Raw genomic sequence first — 23,484 nt, forward strand, 5'->3', positions numbered from 1 at the left:
CCCGGGGCTCCTGCGAGCAGGATGGACCCATGAAGATCGAACTCGACGGCACCACCGCACTCGTCACCGGCTCGACCCAGGGCATCGGCTTCGCGATCGCCCGGGGGCTCGCCGCCGCCGGGGCCTGCGTCATCGTGAACGGACGCTCGACGGACACCACGGGGGCGGCCCGGGCGCGCCTCCTCGACTCGCTGGCCGGCGACGCCGCCTTCGCGGCCCTCGACGCCGGGACCCGGGAGGCGCGGGTCGTCACGCTCGCGGCCGACCTGGCCACCGAGGCGGGCGCGCAGGCGGCGGTCGAGGCCTTCCCCGAGGTCGACGTGCTGGTGAACAACCTCGGCGTCTTCGGCTCGGCCGACGCGTTGAGCATCGACGACGACGAGTGGCGCCGCTACTTCGAGACGAACGTGCTGTCGGCCGTGCGCCTGACGCGGGCCTACCTGCCCGGCATGATGGAGCGCGGCTGGGGCCGGGTGCAGTACATCGCGAGCGACTCGGCGATCGTGACGCCGGTCGAGATGATCCACTACGGGGTGTCGAAGACGGCCCTGCTCGGGGTGTCGCGGGGGTTCGCGAAGGCGGCCGCGGGTTCGGTCGTGACGGTCAACAGCGTCATCGCCGGGCCGACGCACACGGGCGGCGTCGAGGAGTTCGTGCGCGAGCTGGTCGGCGACGACCTGCCCTGGGACGAGGCCCAGCACGAGTTCATGCTGAAGCACCGACCGCAGTCGCTCATCCAGCGACTGATCGAGCCGGAGGAGATCGCCAACATGGTGGTCTACCTCAGCTCGCGCTTCGCCTCGGCGACGACGGGCGGGGCGCTGCGGGTCGACGGCGGCTACGTCGACGCGATCGTCCCGTAGGGCGGGAGGCGATGTCGAACCACCGACGTGGTGTCGAACCACGCACATCGGCGGTTCGACACCACCTCGGTGGTGCGACCCGGGGGCACAGGCGTATGCAGGCGGGTCAGGCCTGGGCTTCGGCGATGACCTCGGCGCTCCAGCCGTCGTACCGACCGCCGGATCGCTGCACGACGTCGAACACCTCTCGGGTGAAGGTCACGGCGCGGTCGTCGTCGAGCGCGTCCTCCCGGCTGGCCCGGAGATCTGCCCCCAGCAGACCGTGCCGGGTGACCGTCGCGTCGTAGCCCGCCGTGCGGAGTTCGTCGGCCGCGCGTTCGGCAGCCGATCGGCGCGAGAAGTCGGCCGCGTGCGTGACGGTCCGTGCGAGGTCGAACCGATCACGGAGCTCGTTGCGGGTGACCAGCTGGGCGGCGCACCGCTGGAGGTGGACGACGAGTCCCTCGTCCATCGTCGTACCCCGGGCCCCGACTAGCGGGTGCGGGCGGCGGGACGTCCGCCGCGGCCCCGGCGGTCGGCACGGGGCGCACGGGTGGGCAACACCGCCGCGACCAGGAAGAAGACGATGCCGAAGATGACGACGATCGACCCGATGACCATGAGGGCGATGATGACGGTTTCCATCCGCCCATCCTCCCGGGCGGGCGGGGCGGGCACAAGGCGCGACTCCTGAGCATCCGCCGCCCGCGCCTCCTCGGGGTACGCCTCCCAGCGTCGGGACCACCCGCGGTGGGCAATCAGTCGTACCACCGGCACGGTCCGCACGCCCTCATTCGGCCCGATGACGGTGGCGCGCCGTAGCGTCGAGTCCGCCGGGACGACGGGGGTCGTCGCCCGGCCCCACGTCTTCTCCGAGGAGTCCGAGTGACCAGCGACACCACCACACGCCCCACCCTGTTCTGCCTGCACGCGCTCGGCATGAGCCGGCTCGAGTACGGTCCCGTCACCGAGGCGCTCGGCGACGACGTCGAGGTGGTCGCCCTCGACCTGCCCGGCTTCGGCGACGCCACCACGGCCGACGGGGTGACCGTCGACGACATGGTCCGTCAGGTCACCCGGCAGATCCGCCGGCACGGCGCCACCCGCTGGCTGCTCGTCGGTCACAGCATGGGTGGCAAGATCGCGTCGATCGTCGCCGCGCGCACGCTCGCCGGGCAGGGCGGGCTCTTCGGCCTCGCCGGGGTCGTGCTGCTCGCGGCGTCCCCGCCGTCACCCGAGCCCATGAGCGAGTCGAACCGCGAGCAGATGATCGCCGCGGCCGCCGACGGCCCGCTCGACGCCGACACGGCCCGCAGCTTCGTCGACGACAACGTCGGCGCTCCCCTGGCCACGCCGCTCGACGACCAGGCCCTCGCCGACCTGCACCGCACCTCCCCCGAGGCGTGGACCGCATGGTTCGACCGCGGCAGCCGCGAGGACTGGTCGGCCGAGGTCGGCACCCTCGACGTGCCCGCCCTGATCGTCGCCGGGGGCGCCGACGGGCCGTTGGGCGAGGACGCCCAGCGTCGCCTGAACGGCGCCGTCTACCCGCGTGCCACGCACCTCACCCTGGACGGCGCGGGGCACCTCTTGCCGCTCGAGCGCCCGACCGAGGTCGCTTCGGCCATCCTCGACTTCTGGCGCGACGACGCGGGGCGGGCGCCGGTCATGTCGGACGACTTCGCCCGCGTCATCGCCTCGAGCCGCACCGCCTCGAACACCCGCGGCATCCTCGCCCGGCGCGCCGTCGCCGACGACCCGCGCTACGTCCCACAGGTGCTGACCGAGGCGCAGCTGACCACGTTGCGTGCCGTGGCCTCCCGCGTCGTGCCGCAGGACGACCCCGACCACTCGGTCGACCTCGCCGCGCGGGTCGACGCCCAGCTCGCCGCCGGCTACGGCGACGGCTGGCGCAACGCCGACCTGCCGAGCGACCCCGAGGCCTACGCGCTGGGCCTCGACGCCCTCGCCGACTTCACCGGCCTGACCTACGAGCAGCAGGACGAGCGGCTCGCCGCGATCGTCGCGGGCGATCCCGACGACGCCCTCGGCACCGTCGGCGACAGCGGTGGCGGCGACTCGCACCACGGCGGCGACCAGGACGACGCCGGGATGACCGGCGGCACCCCCGGGCGCACGGGGCAACCCAGCCCCGACGAGGCACACCCCTTCTCGGTCGAGCAGCTCACCGCGTGGTTCGAGGACTGCCGCGTCGACTTGGTCAAGCTCTGGCTCGCCCACCCCGCGACGATGGAACGCATCGGCTTCGACGGTTTCGCGAACGGCCGTGCCGGTCGCGCCCTGCAAGGATTCAGCCGGCTCGGTGCCGGCCAACGAGAGGGCTGGGAACCAGCCATGGAGGTCACCCGATGAAGCTCGACGGACAACGCACCTACGACGAGTCCGAGGTCGTCGACGCGGTCGTGATCGGAACCGGCGCCGGTGGCGCCCCGATCCTGGCGAAGCTCGCCCTGCAGGGCCTCTCGGTCGTCGCGCTCGAGGCCGGCCGCAACTTCGAGCCCGACGAGTACACGCAGGACGAGATCGAGGCCGTCAAGATCAACTGGATGGACGAGCGCCTCAGCGGCGGCGAGACCCCGACCGCGTTCGGCCAGAACAACAGCGGCAAGGGCGTGGGCGGTTCGACCCTGCACTGGGGCGCCTTCACCCCCCGTCCCGACGAGCGCGACCTCAAGCTCAAGTCCCTCACGGGCAAGGGCGAGGACTGGCCGGTCGACCACGCCGAGCTGATCGGGTACATCGAAGAGGTCGAGCACTTCGTCGGCGTCTCCGGCCCGACCGACTACCCGTGGGACCCGTCGCGGTCGTACCTGATGCCGCCGCCCGCCCGCAACGCGTCGAGCGACATGATGATCCGCGGGTGTGAGGCGCTGGGCATCCGCGCGACGGACGCCCCGGCGGCCCTGGTCAGCCGTGACTGGCGCCAGGAGCACGTCGGCACCCGCCCGGCGTGCGTCGGCTGCGGCAGCTGCCACCAGGGGTGCCGCAGCGGCGCCAAGGTCAGCATGGACACCAGCTACCTGCCGATGGCCGTCGCGAACGGGGCCGAGATCCGCCCCGAGTCGATGGTCACGGGGATCGAGCTCGACGAGGCCGGCGAGGTGTCGGCCGTGGTCTACGTCCGCGACGGCGTCGAGCACCGCCAGCGCACCGCCGCGCTCTTCCTCTGCGCGGGCGGCGTCGAGACCCCGCGCCTGCTGCTGCACGCCGGCATCGCCAACAGCAGCGACCAGGTCGGTCGCAACTTCATGGCCCACGGCGCGACGCAGGTCTGGGGCACCTTCGACACCGAGATGCGCGGCTACCGCGGGTACCCGTCGTCGATCATCACCGAAGACACGATGCGGCCCGAGGGCGTCGACTTCGTCGGCGGCTACCTGATCCAGAGCCTCGGCGCCATGCCGTTGACGCTGGCGACGACCCTGGCTCGCGGTGCCGGCCTCTGGGGCCCCGAACTCGTGAAGGCGCTCGACGACTACCGCTTCATGGCCGGCGTCGGCATCAACGCCGAGTGCCTGCCGAGCGAACAGAACCGCCTGACGCTGTCCGACGAGGTCGACGAGTTCGGCATGCCCAAGGTCGTCGTCACCTTCACGCCCGGCGACAACGAGAAGGCGATCGACGACCACGCCGTCGAGACGATGACCGCGATCGTCGAGGCGGCCGGGGGCCGCGACATCCGCGTCCTGGCCCGCACGGCGCACACGATCGGCACCTGCCGCATGGGCACCGACCCGGCGACGGCCGTGGTCGACCCCGACGGGCGCAGCTTCGACGTGCCGAACCTCTGGGTCGCCGACAACTCGGTCTTCCCGAGTGCCGTCGTCGCGAACCCCGCCCTGACGATCATGGCCCTCGGCCTGCGCACCGCCGACCGCTTCCTGGCGAGCGCCGGGCTGACGGGCACCGTCGCCGGCGAGCGCGTCGGCGCGGACGTCTCGCGCGTCGTCGACGCGGCCTGACCTGCAGCACGCGACCCGCGCCTCCTGAGCTCCACCGCCCAGGAGGCGCGGGTCGCGTCGGCGAGGAACGCCCCCGTGGCGCCGTCGTTCGGCTGGTCGGGGTCGTCCTCCCGGCGCGCGGCGTGGTCCCCGAGACGGACGCGACCCGGCTCGCCCGTTCGTAGGCTCGAGAGATGGCCTCTCCCACGCTGCACCGGGCGATCGCGGCATCGGTGGCGACCGTCGTCGTCGCGTGCGGCCTCACGTCGTGCTTCTTCGCCGAACCACCGCCCGAGGGGTCCGAGCAGTCCCTGGCCGAGCTCGCCGATCGGATCGCAGCCGTCGACGGTGTCGCCTCGGTCGAGACCCGCCTGCAGCAGCGTGACGCGAAGGACGACCCCTTCACCTGGGACGCCTACGTCGAGGTCACCGCGGACGGCCCCGACCTGGCGGTCGCCGCCCTCGTCGACGGCGTGGTGGGCGACGGCGTCACGGGTACCACCCTCGACATCGACCTCGACGTCCCCGGCGGCCCGGGCCTCGCCCCGGTCACCGTCGATCCGACGTCGGAGGTCCAGGTCGGACTGGCGGGCGACCTGCGCGGCGAGAGCACCCTGGCCTCCGTCGACACCACCCGCTACGCCTACTCGGCGGTCGTCGCACCCGGGAACTCGTTCGCGGACGCTGCGGCGGCGGTCCAGCCGCACCTCGGCACGGCTGGCCCGACCTTCTCCCTCCACCTCGGCCAGGCGACGACCACGACGTCCGTCCCTTCGTCGGTGGCCCTGAGCCCCACCTCGCCGGCACCGACGATGCTCGCGACGATCGACGCGGTGCTCGCGCTCGACGGCGTCACCGGACTGGCCTTCACCCCTGGTGACGTCACCGCGAGCAGTCGACCTTCGCTCGACGTCTCGACCTACGAGCCCGATCCGGTGCTCGCCGTCCTGCGGGGTGCGGCCGACGAGCAGGCCGATGCCGGGGTCGCCCGCCGCACCGAGTTCTGGGTGCGGAAGCCTCGGGCGACCACCCCGGAGACCGGCTGGATCGGCCTGCCGCTGGGCGCACCCGAGCCCGACGACGGTCCGGAGCCCCAGCCGGGCGACATCGGTGAGAGCCCGTTCGTCAACGAGGGCCCGCTCGCCGAACTGCCCGAGCAGGAGGCCGCCGTGCGCGCCTACGTCGAGGCATCCGTGGCGGCGACGGGCGTGCCGGCCGAGGTCGAGACCAGGCGCGAACTGTGCGAGACCGAGTACGGCACCCGGGTGGTCGGCTCGGTGGTCGTGCCGGTGTTCACCGTCCACGACGACGCCCAGGGCCCGTTCGACGCCGTCGTCGACGGTTGGTCGGCCGACGGGTTCCACCAGGCCGGTCGCGCCATGGGCCGGGACTACTGGTCCGCGCCTCCCGGCCGTCCAGACGGCATCGAGTCGGCGAGCATCCGCGGCACGGCCGACGGCCTGTCGTTCGGCGTCCAGACCGGGTGCCTCTCGTGACGCCGCCCGTCGAGTGGTCGCGAAGCGTCCCTCCCGCTGTGCGGAAGGACGATTCGGGACCACTCGACCCGCGGGCCGCAGATCCGGGGGATGCTCGACGACTGCGGATGCGGCTGCGGCTGCGGCTGCTGACGGCGGTCGCGGCGGCGGCGACCGTCGCCCTCGGCGTCGTCGCGGAGCTCGCCGTCCCCGGGCTGACGGGCGACCTGCTCGGCTCGGCGCTCTACACCGTGCTGCTCGCCCTGCTGCTCGCCCTCGTCGCCCCGCGCCTCGTCGCCCCGCGCCTGGCCGCCCCCGTCGCGGCCGGGGCCGCCACCGCGGCGTCGGTCGGCATCGAGCTGCTCCAACTGACCGGGCTGCCCGCCGCCGCCGCCGACGCGTTCCCGCCCGTCGCGTGGGTGCTCGGCTCCACCTTCGTGGCGACCGACCTGCTCGGGTACCTGGCGGGGGGCGTCGCGGGGCTGGTGCTGCTCCGGGTGCTGCGCCGCGCCTCCTGACGTCCCGACCCCGGGAGGCGCGGGTGGAGTGGGCAGAAAACGTCCTTCGTCGAGGCGGGAAGGACACCTTCTGCCCACTCGACCGGCCAGGGCGTCGGGGCCCCAGGGCGCCGGGCGTCAGGGCGCCGAGGCGTCAGCTCGCGGAGGCCCGCCCGCGCCAGAGCAGCCAGACGAAGTACGGCGTGCCGATCACGGCGGTCAGCAGGCCGGCGCCGAGCTGTGCCGGGGCGATCAGCGTGCGGCCGAGCACGTCGGCGGCGCAGACCAGCACCGCGCCGAGCAGCACGGCCACGGGCAGCACCCGCGCGTGCCGCCGTCCGACCAGCGACCGGGCGGCGTGCGGGGCGACGAGTCCGACGAATCCGACCACGCCCACGGCGGCCACGGCCGTCGCCGTGAGCAGCACCGCGAGCGACAGGAAGACCAGGCGCGACCGCGAGAGCGAGACCCCGAGGAGGCGCGGGGTGTCGTCGTCCACCCCGAGCAGGTCGAGGCGACGGCGCAGCAGCACGACCACGACGAGCGCGGCCACGAGCACCAGCGACACCGGCAGCGCATCGTCCAGCGTGCGGCCGTAGGTCGAACCCGACAGCCAGGTCAGCGCCTTCGCGCCGTTGAACGGGTCGGTCAGGACGATCAGCAGGCTGATCGCGGCCGCCGTCGCCGTCGAGACGCCGATGCCGATCAGCACGAGCCGGTTCTGCGGGAAGCCACCGCGGGAGGCGAGGCCGAACACGACGACGGCCGCCACGACGGCTCCGGCGAACGCCGCGCCGGCCATGCCCCAGCCGGTCGCGAGCGGCACGGTGGTGACGAGCAGCACGGCCCCGAGGCCGGCTCCGCCCGTCACGCCGAGGATGCCCGGCTCGGCGAGCGGGTTGCGCGTGACGGCCTGCACGAGCGTGCCGGCGAGCGCCAGCGCCGCCCCCGCGGCGAGGGCGGCCACGACCCGGGGGACGCGGGTGTCGAGCACGTAGGTGACGACGCGGCCGGACCGACCGGCCACCCAGTTGGCGACGTCGCCGAGCAGCAGCTTGGCGTCGCCGAGCAGCACCGAGCCGAGGACGACGGCGACGAGGGCGGCGAGCACGACCACGACGACGACCACGAACCGCAGGCGGGAGACCACGGGGTGCCGGTCGGTCGGGGTGACGCCTCCGTGGTCGCGGGCACGGAAGGCCAGCACGACGAGGACGACCGCCCCGAGCAGCGAGGTCACGACGCCGGTCGGCACCTGGACCGACGTCTCGGCACCGACCAGGGCGCGCAGCAGCACGTCGGCGCCGAGCACGAGGGCGGCGCCCGCCAGGGCCGCGAGGGGCAGGAAGACGACGAAGCGGCGGACGGAGGGCACGGCCCGACGCAGCAGGCGGACGAGGGCGGGGGCGCAGAGGCCGACGAAACCGATCGGCCCCGCGAGGGTGACGGCGGCGGCCGAGAGCAGCACGGCGGCGAGGACGGTGACCACGCGGGTCGTGCGGACGTCGACGCCGACGCTGCGGGCGGCGTCGTCCCCGAGCGCGAGGGCGTCCACGCGGACGTTCATCGCGACGAGCACGAGCAGCCCCACGACGATCACCGGGGCGAGCTGGACGACGCCGTCGAAGCCGTTCTGCGAGATGCTGCCCTGGCCCCAGGCGTAGAGCCCGGCGGTCTGCTGCGGGAAGAGCAGCAGCAGGGCGCTCGTCACCGAGGCCAGGCCGAGGCCGAGGGCGCTGCCGGCGAGCACGAGCCGCACGGTGCCGGCGCCCAGCCCGGACACCGCGAGCACGAGGCCCGCGGCGAGCAGCCCGCCGACGAACGCGACGCCGGACGAGGCGAGCAGGGGCAGGCTGAGCCCCGTGACGGCCGCGAGCGCGAGCGCCGCGTAGGCGCCGGCGTTGACGGCGAGGGTGTCGGGCGAGGCGAGCACGTTGCGGCTCATCTGTTGCAGGGCCGCCCCGGCGGCTCCGAGGGCGACGCCGACCAGCAGGCCGGCGACCATCCGGGGGAGGCGCGAGGCCACGACCACGGACGCGTCGCCTGCCGTCGCGGTGCCGGTCAGCGCCTGCCAGACCTGCCGGGCGCCGACGTCGGCGGTGCCCTGCGTGACGTCCACGAGGGCGAGCACCACGACCACGGCGACCAGCGGGACCGTCACGCCCACCGACCCGAGCGTGACCCGGCGGGGGGCGGCGAGCCGCGCCTCCTGGGCTCGCGCCGCGCGGAGCGCCCGCTCGTCGGGCACGGCGGCGGGCTCGCCGAGCCGGGGCGGCGCGGGGTCGGTGGGGGTGACGGTCGTGCTCACGGTGCCGGTTACTTCGTCAGGGTCGACACCAGCGAGTCGACGTAGGCGGTCATCGCGGCGGGGCCGCCGAACATCCAGATGCCGTCGTCGAGACGGTGCACGTCACCGGACTGCACGAAGGGCAGCGACGTCCAGACGGCGTTCGAGGCGAGCGACACCGCGAACGGGTCGTCGGCACCGGCGGCGGTGTTGTCGATGTAGAGGAACTGCACGTCGGCCGGCAGCTGCGTGAGGCCCTCGACGTCGGTCGTGGCGAGGCCGTACGCCTCGTCGCCCTCGACGGTCCAGGCGTTCGTCAGGCCGAGCTCCTCGGTGACGTCGGACACGAGCGAGCCCTTGGCGTAGGGCCGGATGCTGACCTGGCCGGCGTCGACGTAGGCGTCGGCGAAGGCGAAGGGCTGACCTGCGAGACCGGCGTCGGCGAGGGCCTGCTTGCCCGCCTCGACGGCGTCGGTGAACTCCTTCTTCACCTCGGCCGCCTTCTCCTCGGTGCCGGTCGCCTTGGCGATGAGGTCGAGGTTGTCCATGCTGTGCTCGATCTGGCGCGAGGCGTCGGCCGAGGTGATCTGCAGCACGGGAGCGATCTCCTTCAGCTGCTCGACGGCGTCGGCGCTCAGGCCGTCGGTCGCGACGATCAGGTCGGGTGCGAGCGACGCGACGGTGTCGAGGCTCGGCTCGCCGCGGGTGCCGATGTCGGTCGGCTCGTTGGTGAGCGGCACGGCGGCGTCCCACTCGTTGTACCCCTTCACGTCGGCGACGCCCACGGGTTCGACGCCGAGGGCGACGAGGTCCTCGACGACGTTCCACTCGGTGCCGACGACCTTCGTCGCGGGACCGTCGAGGGTGATCTCGGCCCCCGTGCCGTCGGTCAGGGTGATCTGCTCGCCGCTGCCCGAGGTCGAGCCGGCGTCGGCCGACTCGGTGGTGCCGCAGCCGGCGAGGGTCAGGGCCGCGGCCGCGGCGACGGCGGTGACCGTCAGCAGTCGGCGGGCGGGGCGGCGGGCGGGGCCGCCGGTGGTCGGGGTGTGGCGGGGCGTCGTCATCAGGCGCTGGGTCACGGGTGGTGTCTCTCTCATCGGACGGGCGTCTCGGCCCGGGTGTGGTGTTGGCCGATCGCGCGGGTGCGCAGGTGGCCGGTGGTGGGGTCGGTGTCGACGTCGATGCGGATGCCCCAGACGTCGGTCAGGAGGCGCGGTGTCAGCACGTCCCCGGGGTCGCCCTCGGCGACGATGCGGCCTTCGCTCAGCACGACGATGCGGTCGGCGAGCGCGGCGGCCTGGTCGAGGTCGTGCAGCACGACTCCGACCGCGATGCGGCCCGAGTCGGCCAGGTCGCGCACGAGGTCGAGCAGCTCGACCTGGTAGCGCAGGTCGAGGTAGGTGGTGGGCTCGTCGAGCAGCAGCACCCCGGTGTCCTGCGCGAGGCAGCTGGCCAACCAGACGCGCTGCAGCTGACCGCCCGAGAGCTGGTCGACGCCGCGGTCGGCGAGGTCGGCCACGCCGGTGAGCCCGAGCGCCCGGTCGACGGCGGCGGGGCCGTCGGGGTCGGAGCGCCCCCAGCGGCCGCGGTGCGGGTAGCGGCCGAACTCGACGACGTCGCGCACGCTGAGGCCACCGGGGGTCGGGCGCCCCTGCGTCAGCAGCGCCACGCGCCGCGCGAACTGCCGCAGCGACAGCTCGAACCCGTCGACCGTCTCGTCACCCGGGCCCGCGTCCTCGCTCGCGCTCGGGCGGTCGAGTGGTCGCGAATCGTCCTTCCCCGGGGCGCGAACGACGTTCTCGGACCACTCGACCCCCGCAGGAGGCGCGGCGAGGGTCAGCGAGCCCGTGCGCGGCTTCTGCAGCCGGGCGAGGGTGCGCAGCAACGTCGACTTGCCGCTGCCGTTCGGGCCGACGAGGGCGGTGACGCAGCCGGGGCGCAGCTCGAGGCGGGCTCCGCGGACGACGTCGACGCCGTCGTAGGCGACCGAGACGTCGTCGGCACGGAGGGTGGCCGAGGCGGGTGCGGTGGCCGCGAGGGGCAGGTCGGTGGTCACGCGCTTAGGTTAGCCTAACCTCACCCCGGTGCCGCAACCCGACCTCTCGACGTCGAGCCGACCCGCGCCTCCGGGGCGTCGGCGAGACTGGACCGATGACCTCCCGGACGACGAAGACGACGACCCTCCTGACGGCCACCGCGCTGGGCCTGGGCCTGGCGCTGACCGCCTGCTCGACGCCCGGGGCGTCGGCACCCGCCCCGAGCCCGACCGCGACCCCGGTCCCCCTGCCCAGCCCGATCGCCGCGCCCGACCTCGCGACCCCCGAGGTCGAGGCCGCGCTGACCGACCTCGAGACGCGGTACGACGCGCGCGTCGGCCTCTCCGTGCTCGACAGCGGCTCGGGCGCGACCCTCGACCACCGGGCCGACGAACGCTTCGGGTACGCGTCGAGCCTCAAGGCGTTCGCCGTGGCGGCCCTGCTCGACGCGACCGACGACGCCGACCTCGACCGCGTCGCCACCTGGACCCAGGCCGAGGTCGACGCCGCGGGGTACTCGCCGCTGACCAGCGAGCACGTCGCCGACGGGCTCCCGCTGCGCCAGCTCGCCGAGGCGGCCGTCCGGCAGAGCGACAACACGGCGCTGAACCTCGTGCTGACCGAGCTCGGCGGCCCGGCCGGGCTCGACGCCGCCCTCGCGGCGCAGGGCGACGACGTGACCGACGTCGTCCACGGCGAGCCCGAGCTCAACCGGCTCACCCCGGGCAGCACGGCCGACACGACCACGCCCGCCGCCTTCACCGCCACCCTCGCCCGCATCACCGACGGCGACTGGCTCGCCGCCGACGACCGCGCCACCCTGCTCGAGTGGATGTCGGGCAACGCGACCGGCGACACCCTGATCCGGGCCGGCGCTCCCGACGGCTGGCAGGTCGCCGACAAGTCAGGAGGCGCGGGCGGCATCCGCAACGACGTCGCGATCGTGGTCCCCCCGTCGGGCGACCCCGTGGTGATCTCGGTGCCCACCACGCGCAACGACCCGGCCGCGACCTACGACGACGCCCTCGTCGCCGCCGTGGCCGAGGTCGCCCTCTCGGCCGTCGCCGCCGCCCGCTGACCCGGCCGACCCCGCCCGCCCCCTCGACCCCCGCCCCCGTCGGCACGCCCACCCCGCCACCACCTGTTCGCCCCTCGTTCACGCGGCCTCCCCCGGGACGTCGTCGCGCCTCCTTAGCGTGCCCAGCGGGCCGTCCGGTCCCCCGTCGCCGTCCCCGGCGAACCCCGGCCCCGCACCCGAAGGACTCCACCGCATGATCGACAAGCGCCTGCTCGTCTCGGCCGCCACCCTCGGCATCGCCGCCCTCGCCCTGACCGGCTGCTCGGCGAGCGCCGACGCCGACAGCTCGGGAGGCGCGGCGAACGGCACCGACGCCGCCACCGCCACCAGCGCAGAGGACTTCGGCGGCATGGACGCCCTGGTCGAGGCCGCACAGGCCGAGGGCGAGCTCAACGTGATCGCCCTGCCCGACACCTGGGCGAACTACGGCAAGATCATCGACGGGTTCGAGGAGAAGTACGACATCACCGTCAACTCGGACAGCCCCGACGTCTCGAGCGCCGAGGAGATCACCGCCGCCCAGAACCTGAAGGGGCAGGACACCGCCCCCGACGTGTTCGACCTCGGCTCGGCCGTGACGCTCGCCAACCTCGACCAGTTCGCGCCGTACGAGGTGTCGACCTGGGACGACATCGCCGACGACCACAAGGACGCCGACGGCAGATGGGTCTACGACTACACCGGCCTGATGTCGGTCGGTTACGACGCCGACGCCGTGCCGGCCCCCGAGAGCCTCGACGACCTGCTCGGCTCGGACTACGAGGGCAAGGTCGCGATCAACGGCGACCCGACCCAGGCCGGTGCCGCCGCCGCGGCCGTCGAGTGGGCCGCGCTGCAGTCCGGCGGCAGCGCCGACGACGTCAGCACGGGCGTCGACTGGTTCTCGAAGCTCGCCGACGCCGGCAACTTCCTGCCCACCGACCCCACCCCGGCGACGATCGCCTCGGGCGAGACCCCGGTCGTCTTCGACTGGAGCTACAACAACCTGGCCGCCGCGGCCGACGCCGGCGGACGCGACTGGAAGACGGCCGTGCTGCCCGGAACCGCCCTCGGCAGTTACTACAACCAGGCGATCAACGTCGACGCACCGCACCCCGCCGCGGCCCGCCTGTGGCAGGAGTACGTCATGGGCGACGACGCGCAGAACCTGTACCTCGCGGCCGGCGCCTACCCCGTGCGCCTCGCGGCGATGACCGAGGCCGGCACCGTCGACCAGGACGCCCTCGAGAAGGTCGGCGAGCAGCCCTCCGACACCGTCCAGTTCACGGCGGAGCAGACCGAGGCCGCCTCGAAGGTCCTGGCCGACACCTGGGCCACGGCGATCGGCTGATGGTGACGACGTCGACCCGCGCGGCGGACACGACCGCCGACGTGCGGTCGGCGCACGAGGGGGACGGCGGCGGCCTGCCGACCCGCGCCTCCTCGTCCTCCGACGGCGTCGGCCCCTCACGGGGTCGGCGCCGTCCGGCGGCCTGGTGGGGGCTGACCCCGTTCGCCGTCTGGGTGCTCGCCTTCTTGATCGTGCCGTGCCTGCTCGCGCTCGGGACGGGCTTCGTCGACGGCGACGGCGCCCTCACCCTCGACAACCTCGCCGCGCTCGGCGACCCGCTGATCGTCCGGGCCTTCGCCAGTTCGGCCGCCGTCTCGGCCGTCACCGCCGTGGCCGGAGCCGTCGTCGGCGCCGTCGTCTGCTGGGGCCTCACCTCGCTGCGCCCCGACGGAGCCGTCCGCAACGCGATCGACGCCGCGTCGAGCGTGCTCGCCCAGTTCGGCGGCGTCATGCTGGCGTTCGCCTTCATCGCGACGATCGGCATCCAGGGCGTCGTCACGCGGCTGCTGATCGACGTCGCCGGCGTCGACCTCTACGCGGACGGGGTCTGGTTCTACCAGGTGCCCGGGCTGCTGCTGCCCTACCTGTACTTCCAGGTGCCCCTCATGGTGATCACCTTCATGCCCGCCGTCAGCGGCCTCCGCCCGCAGTGGAGCGAGGCCGTGGCCACGCTCGGCGGCACCCGGTGGCAGCACCTCGTCCGCGTGGTCGTCCCGGTGCTCGCCCCGGCGTTCGTCGGCAGCCTGCTGCTGCTCTTCGCCAACGCCTTCTCGTCGTACGCGACCGCGGCCGCCCTGATCAGCCAGGGCGCCCAGATCGTGCCGCTGCAGATCCGCGCCGCACTGATCAGCGAGACGGTGCTCGGCCGCGAGAACGTCGCCGGCGCGCTCGCGCTCGGCATGGTCGTCGTCATGGCCGTGCTGATGACGGGTTACTCGCTGCTGCAGCGCCGCACCGAGCGGTGGCAGCGATGAGCGCCCGGACGACGAGCGCTCCGCGGTCGACGGGCGCTCCGCGGTCGACGGGCGCTCCGCGGTCGACGAGCGCAGGAGGCGCGGGCACGGTGGCGCGCCGCACCGCCCTGGCCGTCGTGGGGGCCCTCTTCGCGGTGCCGATCGCGGCGATGGTCGCGTTCTCGCTGCGCAGCGCCGACGGCACGGGTCACGACCTGAACCACTGGCTGGCGATCGTCGACCCCGAGAACGAGCGGATGTACCGCAACCTCGTCGAGGGGGTCACGAACTCGCTGCTGCTCGCCGTCGTCTCGGCGCTGCTCGTGCTCGTGCTGCTGGTGCCGGCGATGGTGCTCGTGCACCTGCGCCACCCGCGCCTCGTCCGGCCGCTCGAGTTCGTCTGCCTCGTGCCGATCACGGTGCCCGCGATCGTGCTCGTGGTCGGGCTGGCACCGGTCTACTCGGTCGTCTCGCGGGTGGCCGGTTCGGGCGCCTGGACGCTCGCGCTCGCGTACGGCGTCACGGTGCTGCCCTACGCCTACCGAGCGGTGCAGTCCGACCTCGCGGCCACCGACCTCCGCACGCTGACCGAGGCCGCGCGCACGCTCGGCTCGAGCTGGCCGCGCACGATGGCCCTCGTCGTCGTGCCGAGCCTCCGCCGGGGACTGCTCGCGGCGGCGTTCATCACCGTGGCCGTGGTGCTGGGCGAGTTCACCATCGCCTCGCTGCTCAACCGCGTGAACCTGCAGACCGCCCTGGTGCAGGTGTCCCGTTCCGACCCCTACGCGGCCGTCGTCCTCGCCCTGATCTCGTTGGCCTTCGCCTTCGTGCTGCTGCTCGTGATCGGGCGGGTCGGAGCCCTCGGGGCCGCCCGCCCGATCCCCACCCGGAAGGCCCTCTCGTGACCGCCACGCTCCCCCGCCCCTCCGTCACGAGTCCGACCGCCGCCGGTGCGGGCGCGGGCGCCGCCGTCGCGTTCCACGACGTGACGAAGCAGTTCGCCGGCCACCGGGCCCTGACCGGGCTCGACCTCGAGCTGCAGCCCGGCGAGCTCGTCGCCGTGCTCGGCCCCTCGGGCTGCGGCAAGACCACCGCGCTGCGCAGCCTCGCCGGGCTCGAGGACGTCGCGGGCGGCAGCATCACGATCGACGGCCGCGACGTGGTCGGCGTGCCGACGCACCGCCGCGACGTCGGCATGGTCTTCCAGGCGTACTCGCTGTTCCCGCACCTGACCGTGCGGCAGAACGTGGAGTTCGGGCTGCGGATGCGTCGGGTCGACAAGGCCGCCCGCGCCACCCGGGCGGGCGAGATGCTCGACCTGGTCGGGCTCGGCGACCTCGGCGAGCGCTACGCCCACCAGCTCTCTGGCGGCCAGCAGCAGCGCGTCGCGCTGGCCCGGGCGCTGGTCACGCGACCCCGCGTGCTGCTGCTCGACGAGCCGCTCAGCGCCCTCGACGCCAAGGTGCGGGTGCAGCTGCGGGACGAGATCCGGCGCATCCAGCGCGAGCTGTCGATCACCACGCTCTTCGTCACCCACGACCAGGAGGAGGCCCTCGCCGTCGCCGACCGCGTCGCCGTCATGCGCGCCGGGTCGATCGAGCAGGTGGGCACGCCCGAAGAGCTCTACTCGGCCCCCGCGACGGCGTTCGTGGCCGAGTTCGTCGGGACGAGCAACCGGGTCTCCGGCGAGGTCATCGGCGGGCTCGTGCGGCTGGCGGGCTGCCCCGAGGTGCCGGTCGTGGGGACGCCGGCCGAGGGACCGGTCTGGGCGTACGTGCGTCCAGAGGACGTGTCGTTCGTCGCGCAGGGCGGGCTCGCGGGCGTCGTCGAGTCGGTGTCGTTCCTGGGGGCCGTGTGCCGCACCCGCGTGCGCGTGGACCGCGAGACGCTGCTCGTGCTGGACCACCGGGCCGACGAACGGCGCGAGCCGGGGTCGTCGGTGCGCGTCTCGTTCACGCCCGCCCGCGTGGCCGTGACGAGCCGCGCCTCCTGACCCACCCGACGGCACCGGGTCTCCCGGGCGACGGAGGCGGCCCGCACGGTCCCGCCGTTAGCCTCGGGGCATGCCCCCGGTGACCGACCCCGACGACGTGCCCCGCGCCTCCTCGGTGTGGCAGGCCGAGATCGTCACGACCCGGCGGCCGCGGCCGCTCGTCGCCGGGCGCTGGCTCGTCTCGGTCGTCGTCGGGTTCTTCCTCGGCTCGGTCGAGGGCGAGTGGCCGGGCTTCGACGTCGTGGTCCGCGAGCGCTCGACCGGTCGCGAGATCCACCGTCTGCCGCCCCAGGGCCTCACCGGCGCCGACGAGTCCAAGGTCGAGATCGAGGCGGACCTCGACCGGCTCACCTGCGACGAGTTCCGCGCCGAGTGGGCGCTCGCTTGACCCACATCTGATACTTCAGACGGAGGCGCACCATCACCGCGGGGGACGACCGGGAGGCGCGGGTCGGCTTGGCTGGGCACATGACCTCCGCTGCGCCCGCCGTCGACTCCCCACCCACCACCGGCACCCGCTGGAGGTTCGTCGACTCGCTGCGCGGCTTCGCGCTGTTCGGCATCCTGCTGGTCAACACGCTCGACATCACCCGCCTCGGCATCGACCTGGCGATCGAGAACGCCGGCCCGGTCGACGACCCGGTGCGCGACCTGCTGTACCTCACGGTGCAGACCCGGTTCGTGCCGATCTTCGTGTTCCTCTTCGGCATGAGCCTCTGGTTCGTGCTCGCCGGTGCCCGGGCGCGCGCTCCCCGGCCCGGACTCGTCATGGTGCGCCGGCTGATCGGGCTCGTCGCGATCGGGGGGCTGCTCATGCTCGTCTACCCCGGCAACGTGCTGCTCGAGTACGGCGTCGTCGGCCTCGTCGTGCTGCCGATCGTCGTCTTCGCCCCACGCTGGGCGACCCTGACCCTCGGTGCCGCGCTGACCGTCGCGGCCTACGCCCTGACCGGTGGCGGCCTCGCCTCGACCCCCGGCCTCATGCTGCTCGGTGCCGGCGCCGCCGCGTACGGGCTGCCCCGGGTGCTCGAGTCCGCCGGGCGCGGCGTCGGCCTGGTCTTCGCCGCGGCCGCGGTGCTCACGGTGCCGGCCCTGCTCTGGCAGGCCACGACCCCGGGCGACCCGCGCTTCTCGACGCCAGGCGGCATCGCCGGGCTGGTCATGGCCGTCGCCTACGCCACCGCCCTCGCCCTGCTCTGGCGCACCCCCGCCCGCCGCGTCGTCGCCGCCGTGTTCGAGCCGCTGGGCCGCATGGCACTGACCAACTACGTCGTCGCGGCGATCGTCGTGGCAGGTCTCGCCCTCGTGATCGACTTCGGGCACCTGACGAGCGTCGTCCCGGGGCTGGCGATGAGCGTCGCCCTGATCGCCGTGCAGTCCGTGCTGAGCCGCCTCTGGCTCGCCCGGTTCGTCTACGGCCCGGTCGAGTGGGCCTGGCGGGGCGTCACCTGGTGGCGGCCGGCCGCGCTGGTGCGCCGGGCGTCCTGACCGACGGGAGCCGCGCCTCCTCGGGTCGGCGGCGGTCCCGGCCGATCGGAGCCGCGCCTCCCCGGGTCAGCGACGGTTCCAGGAGGCCCGCACGACGGTGTCGAGGGCGCTCGAGAGGTCGGTGCACCAGAGGCGGCGACCGGGGGTCGCGGCGAGGGTGAGTTCGTAGCCCGCCTCGGTCTGGGCGACCGATCCGATGACCACCGGGGCTCCGCGCTCCGACCGCCGCACGTCGACGATGCGCCAGCGGCCACGGCCGATCACGTCGAGCCTCAGGTCGAGGGCACTGGCGAGCGGGCCCCGTCCCGGCCAGGCCGTGCCCGACCGGCGTCCCCCACCGTCGTTCAGCATGGTCGCCCCTTCTCGCGGGCCGCCCCGATGCGACCCGACGAGGTGCACGTTAGACACGCGACCTGACAACGGGAGGGGTTGACTCCGAGGGCCCGGCGTGATCCTTGTACCCCACCCCGGGCCCCCGTTGCCTCCTGCAGGCCCGGACGCACGGGCCCCGGCCTGTCAGGGTGGGACGATGCCGTCCCCCATCCCGTCGTCCGACGCCGCGTCCCTGGAGGCCCTGCGCGCCTCCGTCCTCCCGACCCGAGGAGGCGCGGTGGACGACAGCATCCCCCAGCTAGCCGAGGCCGACCCCGAGCTTTTCGGGGTCGCCGTGGTGCGGTCCACCGGCGAGGTGGTCGCGTCCGGCGCCTCGGGCCACGCGTTCTCGATCCAGTCGGCGGTGAAGCCGTTCCTCTTCGCGCTCGCCCTCGCCGACACCGGCGGAGCGGCCCTCGACGCGGTCGGCATCGAGCCGACCGGCGAGGCGTTCGACGCGATCAAGCTCGAGGGCGGCACCGGCCGACCGCCGAACCCGATGGTCAACGCCGGAGCCCTGCTCACGGCCGCCCTGGTCGACGGCGACACCTGCGACGCCCGCACGACGCGCATCCTGGCGGGCCTCGGGGCCTTCGCGGGGCGCGAGCTCGACTACGACCGCGAGGTCAGCGAGTCCGAGCAGCTGCACGGCGACCGCAACCACGCGCTGGCCCACCTGATGCGATCCGAGGGCAGCCTCGAGCACACGGCCGACGACGCGGTCGCGCTCTACGCTCGGGCCTGCTCGGTGCTGGTCGACACCGAGGCCCTGGCCGTGATGGGCGCGACGCTCGCGTTCGGCGGCCGCAACCCGGTGACGGGTGAGCAGGTCGTCGACGCTCGCGTCGCCCGCGACGTGGTGTCGGTCATGGCGACCTGTGGCGTCTACGACGGATCGGGCCGCTGGATGCGCGGCATCGGGGTGCCGGCGAAGTCGAGCGTGTCGGGGGCGATCGTCCTGTCGGCGCCGAACCGGCTCGGGGCGGCGGTGTTCAGCCCGCCCATCGACGAGCAGGGGACGAGCGTCCGCGGTGCCGAGTGGAGCCGCCGACTGAGCGAGGAGCACGGGCTGCACTCGTTCGGCTTCGGCGGCTGACACGGACGAGGCCCCCGGTGGGCGTCCTGCGAACAGGAGCCGACCGGGGGCCTCGTCGGGTGGAGCCGGGGCTCAGGCCTGGACGTCTCCGCGCCAGGCGCCGTCGACGTTGCCCTCGCGCTCGATGAACTCCTTGAAGTTCTTGAGGTCCTTCTTGATGGCGTGGTTGTCGGCGCCGAGCGTGTTGCCGACCTTCTCGAGGAAGCCCTCGGGGGTCCAGTCGATCTGCACCGTGAGGCGCGTCACGTCGTCGCTCAGCTTGTGGAACGTGATGACGCCGGCGTGGTCGACCTCGCCGCCCGTGCTGTTCCAGGCGACGCGCTCGTCGGGGTGCTGCTCGGTGATCTCGGCCTCGAAGGTCTTCTCGACCGGTCCGACCTTCACCTTCCACACCGTGAGGGTGGGGGTGGTCTGGGTGATGGACTCGACCTCGTCGAGGAACTTCGGGAACGACTCGAACTGGGTCCACTGGTTGTAGGCGACGCTGACGGGGACGTTGACGTCGATGGTCTCGATGGCCTGTGCCATGGTGCACTCCTTGCTGACGGTGTTCAGAATTGTCGGGCGACGCCGTGTCGGCGTCGTGCCCTGCCGTGAACGGTAGGAGGCGCGGGTCGGCTTCGCCCACGTGCGGAGGCAACGGTCAGGTGCCGGGTGACACGGCCGACCGGGGCACCGCACGGTACTCGCGTGCCGGCCCGATGTGTGCACGCCCGCGACCGACGACGGGGCGGTCGAGCGCCGGCGTCCCCGGAACGACGACCACCCCGCCACGACGGATCGTGACGGGGTGGTGGGGCCGACGGCGTGGCCGGGGTCGACGGCCAGACCGCCTGAGGGGTCAGCTCGTCGTGTCGCGGGCGGGTGAGGCGTCGATCGCGTCGACGGTCTCGTGCGCCTGGCCGGAGACGACCTCGATCTTGCGCGGCTTCGCCCTCTCGCTGACCGGGATGACCAGCGACAGCACGCCGTTGTCGTAGTGGGCCGTGATGCGGCTCGAGTCGATGCCCTCGCCCACGCTGAACTGGCGGAGGTACGAGCCGTGCGGCCGCTCCTGCGCGAGCCACTTGACGCCGTCACGGGTGTCGGGCGTGCGGTTGGCCCGGATGGTCAGCAGCTGACCGTCGACGTCGACGTCGACCGACCCCGGATCGATGCCCGGCATGTCGGCGTTGAGCACGTAGCGGTCGCCGTCGCGGTAGAGGTCGACCGGCATGACCCTGGGCCCCTGTCGCATGCCCGTGAGAGCCCCGGTGAGGCGGTCGAGCTCGGTGAAAGGATCGAAAGACATGGCCATGATGAAGAGTCCCCTTTCGGTTGATCGGTGTGACCCGGGACCCCGTGGCCCCGGCTCGTTGACGACACGAATGTACCTCTGACCAGCGTTTCGTACCTCAAACCCAGCTTGAACGCCGCCGAGAGATCACTGAGGACGCTGTGCCTGCCGTCGGGCGGCCAGCTCGGCATCGATCTCTTCGATGCGGGCCAGGTTGCCCAGCAACCGGAGGAAGTCGGCTGCGGCTGCCTCGACGTGGTCGTAGGTGCGGATGCTCTGTTCGTCGACGAGGCCTCGCTCGTCGAGGAAGTAGGTGCTCCACACCTCGTCCCGTCGAGCGAGGACGAGCGCGAAGGGCTTCTGTGTCGAGGCGTCCCCGATGACGGCATTCAGGTGGCCGAGTCCGCCGGCGTCGACCTGGGTTCGGAGGGCGGCCAGGGTGCGCGCGACCATCGTCATGACGGTTCTCCTGCTCGTCGGCGTCGGTCTCGGAGTTCGTCCCGGATCTCGAGCTTGCGATGCTGGGACCTCAGACGGTCGAGGAAGTCGGCCACGGCCGAGACCTCGTCGGGGAACGTATGCAGGCTCCGTTCCTCCACGGCAGCTCGTTCGTCGACGTGGAAGGTGCTCCACACACCGTCACGTCGCGCCACGGCGAAACTGTCCGGGCGCCTGAGGTACACGTCACCGAGAGCGAAACGGACGCGGTTCAAGCCCTCCGCCTCCATCTGCGCAGGCAGCGATTCGAGGCTCATCGCCGCGCGCTCGAGGTCGCGCTCCCGTTGCAGGTCGCGGAGGAGCTTCTTCAGCCGGAGCAGGACGAGGAAGTCCTCCAGGGCCTCGGACTCGCTCGGGTAGGTCCGTACGCTCCCGTCGACGACCGCCGCGCGCTCGTCGGTGGAAAAGGACACCCAGGCATCGTCGCGTCGGGTGACGACGAGGCAGTCCGTCCTGTTCGCGGGGTCACCGTCGATGACATGCGCCAGGTCGTCGAGTCCCTCTGCCGCCATGACGGCGCGCACCGAATCGATCGTCGCCATGTCAGGCCTTCTCCGGTCGATCGTCTCGTGACGCCTGCCACGTCTCGTGGGCACGCCTGTTCTTCTCCCTGATGCGCGACATGAGTGCGTCCTCGTCGGCCCTCAGCCTCATGAGACGCAGGAAGTCGTCCAGAGCGTCGGAGAGTTCCTCGTACGTGCGAACGCTGGTCTCCTCGACACCGGCACGTTCATTGGTCGCGAAGGAGGTCCAGACGCCGTCCCGTCGGGTCAGGACCAGGGCGTCCGCCGAAATGGCGTGATCATCACCGATCACGTAGGCGAACCTGTCGAGCCCCTCGGCCTCGATCGTCGCGACCGTTTCTTGGAGTGTCGTCATCCTCTGGGGCCCCTCGGCGGTCACCGATCCTCTTCCTCGAGGACGGCCAGGGTCTCGTGACATGGCTGCACGACGTCCGCTCCTTCTCGCCGGGCACGCTCAGTCATGGGGCTCCAGGCCCTTGTCGAGGAGGGCCTCCAACTCCTTCAACCGGGCGAGGTTCCGCAGCTGCGACATGAACTCCGTCACGGCAGAGCGTTCATCCGGATGCTCGACGAGTGTCCGCTCTTCCACGACCCCTCGTTCGTCGCGCAAGAAGGTCACCCACAGCCCGTCGATCTGCCCGATCACGTGCGCGCCGGAGACGGGCAGGGACGTGTTCCCGATGAGGAAACGGAGGTGCCCGAGCCCGGCCGCTTCCACTTCTGCTCTCAGTCCGTCCACGTCGGTCCTACTCATCAGCCCTCAAGCACCGGCTAGACGTCCTTCTCAGCCGTGGCCTCGGAACGAAGCCGCTTGACGAGCGCGATGCCGTCGAGCAGAACGAGGAACCCCTCGACTGCCGACCGCTCGTCCGGATACGTCCGGACGCTCTTGACCCTGGTTAGCCCTCTTTCATCCCTGACGAAGGTGCTCCAGCCATCTTCGCCCTGGGCGATGACGAGTGCGTATGGACGCTGTGTCTCCCCGTCACCGATCAGAAAGTTCAGATGCCCGAGCCCGAGTTGGTTGACGCGGTTCGGCAACGAGGCGAGAGTGTTCGAGTCGTCATCAGTCATGGATCTCCTCGAGGAGGCGGTTGATCCTCTCGTGTAGTCACCATCGATGACGTGGTCCAAGCGAAGGAGACCCTCAGCCTCGAGGACGGCCCGCAGCTCGTCCAAACGGGCGAGGTTCCGCAGCTGCGACATGAACTCCGTCACGGCAGAGCGCTCATCCGGATGCTCGACGAGAGTCAGCTCTTCCACGAGACCTCGTTCGTCGCGCAAGAACGTCACCCACACCCCGTCGATCTGCCCGATCACGTGCGCGCCGGAGACGGGCAGCGACGTGTTGCCGATGAGGAAACCGAGGTGCCCGAACCCGGCCGCTTCCACTTCTGCTCGCAATCCGTCCACGTCCATCACGCTTCGCGACGCGATGGCGACCGACGTCGCTCGACCGGCCACACCATCACGCGTCCGTGGGCCGACCGAGACGTTCCGCATCTCGTTCTCGCTGCAACGTGGCAAGTAGGCCTTTCAACCGCATGAGCTCGAGAAAGTCGTCCAAAGCTTCGGACTCGCTGGAGTACGTTCGGACGCTTTCCTCCATGACTGCGGCACGTTCGTCCCGAGAGAACGACACCCACCCCTCGTCTCTACGGCACAGGACGAGGCAGTCGATCTCGTTCGTACCGTCAGAGCCGATGACATATTTGAGACGGTCGAGCCCTTCCGCTTTCAATGCCGCGCGTGTCTCATCGATGGTGGTCATCTCGCT

General features: G+C 72.7%; 27 protein-coding genes. 13 read left to right on the forward strand and 14 right to left on the reverse strand.

Annotation, left to right across the window (positions count from 1 at the left end; translation table 11 throughout):
- The first annotated feature begins 29 nt into the window (after positions 1–29).
- Positions 30–863 (forward strand): SDR family NAD(P)-dependent oxidoreductase, encoded by an 834-nt coding sequence (locus tag OVA02_RS01150; RefSeq protein WP_267659043.1) that lies wholly within the window; start codon positions 30–32, stop codon positions 861–863.
- A gap of 106 nt (positions 864–969) precedes the next feature.
- Here OVA02_RS01150 and OVA02_RS01155 read toward each other — a convergent pair whose 3' ends face one another.
- Positions 970–1,314, reverse strand: coding sequence for a ribonuclease E inhibitor RraB (locus OVA02_RS01155; RefSeq protein WP_192122843.1), 345 nt, complete (start codon positions 1,312–1,314; stop codon positions 970–972).
- 20 nt (positions 1,315–1,334) lie between these two features.
- Positions 1,335–1,487, reverse strand: coding sequence for a hypothetical protein (locus OVA02_RS01160; protein WP_157485223.1), 153 nt, complete (start codon positions 1,485–1,487; stop codon positions 1,335–1,337).
- Positions 1,488–1,727: 240 nt separating this feature from the next.
- On the opposite strand from OVA02_RS01160, the gene OVA02_RS01165 reads away from it, so the two are divergent.
- From OVA02_RS01165 to OVA02_RS01180, 4 genes are all read left to right on the forward strand, one after another.
- Entirely contained in the window at positions 1,728–3,215 is a 1,488-nt protein-coding gene (locus OVA02_RS01165) for an alpha/beta hydrolase (RefSeq protein ID WP_173154352.1), read from the forward strand.
- Entirely contained in the window at positions 3,212–4,825 is a 1,614-nt protein-coding gene (locus OVA02_RS01170; protein ID WP_267659044.1) for a GMC family oxidoreductase, read from the forward strand. The genes OVA02_RS01165 and OVA02_RS01170 overlap by 4 nt, the downstream gene beginning before the upstream one ends.
- A 173-nt stretch (positions 4,826–4,998) precedes the next feature.
- The gene (locus OVA02_RS01175; protein ID WP_159828281.1) at positions 4,999–6,300 is read left to right on the forward strand and encodes a hypothetical protein; all 1,302 of its coding nucleotides are present in this window, start codon (positions 4,999–5,001) and stop codon (positions 6,298–6,300) included.
- 107 nt (positions 6,301–6,407) lie between these two features.
- Positions 6,408–6,797, forward strand: coding sequence for a DUF2809 domain-containing protein (locus OVA02_RS01180; RefSeq protein ID WP_267659045.1), 390 nt, complete (start codon positions 6,408–6,410; stop codon positions 6,795–6,797).
- Positions 6,798–6,930: 133 nt separating this feature from the next.
- Here the strand turns inward: OVA02_RS01180 and OVA02_RS01185 are convergent, their stop codons facing one another.
- From OVA02_RS01185 to OVA02_RS01195, 3 genes are read right to left on the reverse strand one after another with little or no spacing between them, the layout of a single operon-like run.
- Positions 6,931–9,084: an iron ABC transporter permease gene (locus tag OVA02_RS01185; protein ID WP_324289760.1), complete on the reverse strand. Its 2,154-nt coding sequence runs from the start codon at positions 9,082–9,084 to the stop codon at positions 6,931–6,933.
- Between the two features lie 8 nt (positions 9,085–9,092).
- On the reverse strand, positions 9,093–10,142 hold the full coding sequence (locus OVA02_RS01190) for an ABC transporter substrate-binding protein (protein WP_420709619.1): 1,050 nt from the start codon (positions 10,140–10,142) through the stop codon (positions 9,093–9,095).
- 14 nt (positions 10,143–10,156) lie between these two features.
- Positions 10,157–11,119, reverse strand: a complete 963-nt coding sequence (locus OVA02_RS01195) for an ABC transporter ATP-binding protein (RefSeq protein ID WP_324289761.1) — start codon at positions 11,117–11,119, stop codon at positions 10,157–10,159.
- A gap of 95 nt (positions 11,120–11,214) precedes the next feature.
- Between OVA02_RS01195 and bla the strand changes: the two genes are divergently transcribed.
- The 7 genes from bla to OVA02_RS01230 all read left to right on the forward strand — a co-directional run bounded on the left by bla (position 11,215) and on the right by OVA02_RS01230 (position 17,941).
- A complete protein-coding gene (gene bla / locus OVA02_RS01200) occupies positions 11,215–12,177 on the forward strand; it encodes a class A beta-lactamase (protein WP_267659046.1) in 963 nt (320 codons plus the stop codon).
- Positions 12,178–12,370: 193 nt separating this feature from the next.
- Complete coding sequence (locus tag OVA02_RS01205; protein WP_200413124.1) at positions 12,371–13,507, forward strand: ABC transporter substrate-binding protein; 1,137 nt, start codon at positions 12,371–12,373, stop codon at positions 13,505–13,507.
- The gene (locus OVA02_RS01210) at positions 13,507–14,481 is read left to right on the forward strand and encodes an ABC transporter permease (RefSeq protein WP_157485222.1); all 975 of its coding nucleotides are present in this window, start codon (positions 13,507–13,509) and stop codon (positions 14,479–14,481) included. The genes OVA02_RS01205 and OVA02_RS01210 overlap by 1 nt, the downstream gene beginning before the upstream one ends.
- Positions 14,478–15,365: an ABC transporter permease subunit gene (locus tag OVA02_RS01215; RefSeq protein ID WP_267659047.1), complete on the forward strand. Its 888-nt coding sequence runs from the start codon at positions 14,478–14,480 to the stop codon at positions 15,363–15,365. The genes OVA02_RS01210 and OVA02_RS01215 overlap by 4 nt, the downstream gene beginning before the upstream one ends.
- Complete coding sequence (locus OVA02_RS01220) at positions 15,362–16,453, forward strand: ABC transporter ATP-binding protein (protein WP_420709620.1); 1,092 nt, start codon at positions 15,362–15,364, stop codon at positions 16,451–16,453. Before OVA02_RS01215 ends, OVA02_RS01220 begins: the two co-directional genes overlap by 4 nt.
- A 70-nt stretch (positions 16,454–16,523) precedes the next feature.
- Positions 16,524–16,841, forward strand: coding sequence for a hypothetical protein (locus tag OVA02_RS01225; RefSeq protein ID WP_267659048.1), 318 nt, complete (start codon positions 16,524–16,526; stop codon positions 16,839–16,841).
- 80 nt (positions 16,842–16,921) lie between these two features.
- Positions 16,922–17,941, forward strand: a complete 1,020-nt coding sequence (locus OVA02_RS01230) for a DUF418 domain-containing protein (protein ID WP_267659049.1) — start codon at positions 16,922–16,924, stop codon at positions 17,939–17,941.
- Between the two features lie 66 nt (positions 17,942–18,007).
- Here the strand turns inward: OVA02_RS01230 and OVA02_RS01235 are convergent, their stop codons facing one another.
- The gene (locus OVA02_RS01235; protein WP_056044422.1) at positions 18,008–18,292 is read right to left on the reverse strand and encodes a hypothetical protein; all 285 of its coding nucleotides are present in this window, start codon (positions 18,290–18,292) and stop codon (positions 18,008–18,010) included.
- Between the two features lie 178 nt (positions 18,293–18,470).
- On the opposite strand from OVA02_RS01235, the gene glsA reads away from it, so the two are divergent.
- Positions 18,471–19,409 carry a glutaminase A gene (glsA, locus tag OVA02_RS01240; RefSeq protein WP_267659050.1) on the forward strand — a complete coding sequence of 313 codons (939 nt, stop codon included), beginning with the start codon at positions 18,471–18,473 and terminating at the stop codon, positions 19,407–19,409.
- Between the two features lie 72 nt (positions 19,410–19,481).
- Here glsA and OVA02_RS01245 read toward each other — a convergent pair whose 3' ends face one another.
- The 8 genes from OVA02_RS01245 to OVA02_RS01280 all read right to left on the reverse strand — a co-directional run bounded on the left by OVA02_RS01245 (position 19,482) and on the right by OVA02_RS01280 (position 23,478).
- Positions 19,482–19,937 carry an SRPBCC family protein gene (locus OVA02_RS01245; protein WP_056044418.1) on the reverse strand — a complete coding sequence of 152 codons (456 nt, stop codon included), beginning with the start codon at positions 19,935–19,937 and terminating at the stop codon, positions 19,482–19,484.
- Positions 19,938–20,250: 313 nt separating this feature from the next.
- On the reverse strand, positions 20,251–20,706 hold the full coding sequence (locus OVA02_RS01250) for an Hsp20/alpha crystallin family protein (RefSeq protein WP_056044415.1): 456 nt from the start codon (positions 20,704–20,706) through the stop codon (positions 20,251–20,253).
- A 126-nt stretch (positions 20,707–20,832) separates the two neighbouring features.
- Entirely contained in the window at positions 20,833–21,144 is a 312-nt protein-coding gene (locus OVA02_RS01255) for a hypothetical protein (protein WP_267659051.1), read from the reverse strand.
- Entirely contained in the window at positions 21,141–21,725 is a 585-nt protein-coding gene (locus OVA02_RS01260; protein ID WP_267659052.1) for a hypothetical protein, read from the reverse strand. Before OVA02_RS01260 ends, OVA02_RS01255 begins: the two co-directional genes overlap by 4 nt.
- A 1-nt stretch (position 21,726) precedes the next feature.
- Positions 21,727–22,086 carry a hypothetical protein gene (locus OVA02_RS01265; protein ID WP_267659053.1) on the reverse strand — a complete coding sequence of 120 codons (360 nt, stop codon included), beginning with the start codon at positions 22,084–22,086 and terminating at the stop codon, positions 21,727–21,729.
- A 75-nt stretch (positions 22,087–22,161) separates the two neighbouring features.
- Positions 22,162–22,446, reverse strand: coding sequence for a hypothetical protein (locus OVA02_RS01270; protein WP_267659054.1), 285 nt, complete (start codon positions 22,444–22,446; stop codon positions 22,162–22,164).
- Positions 22,447–22,478: 32 nt separating this feature from the next.
- The gene (locus tag OVA02_RS01275; protein ID WP_267659055.1) at positions 22,479–23,120 is read right to left on the reverse strand and encodes a hypothetical protein; all 642 of its coding nucleotides are present in this window, start codon (positions 23,118–23,120) and stop codon (positions 22,479–22,481) included.
- A 55-nt stretch (positions 23,121–23,175) separates the two neighbouring features.
- A complete protein-coding gene (locus OVA02_RS01280; protein WP_056044404.1) occupies positions 23,176–23,478 on the reverse strand; it encodes a hypothetical protein in 303 nt (100 codons plus the stop codon).
- Between the last annotated feature and the right edge of the window lie 6 nt (positions 23,479–23,484).

Source organism: Frigoribacterium sp. SL97 (assembly GCF_026625765.1).
In the GTDB taxonomy this organism is placed as follows: Bacteria; Actinomycetota; Actinomycetes; order Actinomycetales; family Microbacteriaceae; genus Frigoribacterium.